The sequence below is a fragment of the Desulfobotulus pelophilus genome, from assembly GCF_026155325.1.
Taxonomy (GTDB): Bacteria; Desulfobacterota; Desulfobacteria; order Desulfobacterales; family ASO4-4; genus Desulfobotulus; species Desulfobotulus pelophilus.
On sequence record NZ_JAPFPW010000081.1, the window covers coordinates 1 to 601 of the forward strand.

The window sequence follows — 601 nt, forward strand, 5'->3', positions numbered from 1 at the left end:
ACAGGTGCAGCTCATCCTGTCTGGCATTCAAGGGGTCTGACCCCTTTTCAAGGAGCTGGCATGAACCCATCCATCCGGCAAACCCTGCTGGAAGAGCTGGAAGAAGTGCTTTCCGGCATCCGCAAGATCAACGGCTTTCACTCCGACATCGGCACGGCCCTTGTTCTGGCGGAAGGCAAGCGGGATCTGGAAGAGCTTCCCGCCCTCTGGCTCACACCCGGAACGGAAGAATGCGAAAGCACCCGCTATGGCGAAGACAGCCTCACCCTGCCGCTGACCATCCGGGCGGGGCTTCGTTACAGCCTGCATGAGGCCCCGGCCCTTCAGGAACGGGCCATGGCCACGGCAGCGGAAAACGTGCTGGCGGATATCCGGCAGGCGCTGGGTCAGTTTGAAGAAGAAAACGAAACGGCGGATAGCGTGCGCTATGTGTCCGGCGGTGTGGAAGACTGGCCGGACTGGTCTCAGGGGGAAACCTCCCTGACCGTGAGCGTTCAGGCGGAAATTCTTTACAGCACCGCCAGAAATAACCCCTATGGGTAAGTTTTTTACTGAAAACCCAGGCCCATCACTACAAACGGCTTAAAGTCCTTAAGGTCCT

Annotated in this window: 1 protein-coding gene; it reads left to right on the forward strand. The window is 58.4% G+C overall.

All coding sequences use genetic code 11. From position 1 onward, the window contains the following. Window positions 1-60 precede the first annotated feature (60 nt). The gene (locus OOT00_RS16125; protein WP_265426448.1) at window positions 61-543 is read left to right on the forward strand and encodes a hypothetical protein; all 483 of its coding nucleotides are present in this window, start codon (window positions 61-63) and stop codon (window positions 541-543) included. Window positions 544-601: the final 58 nt, after the last annotated feature.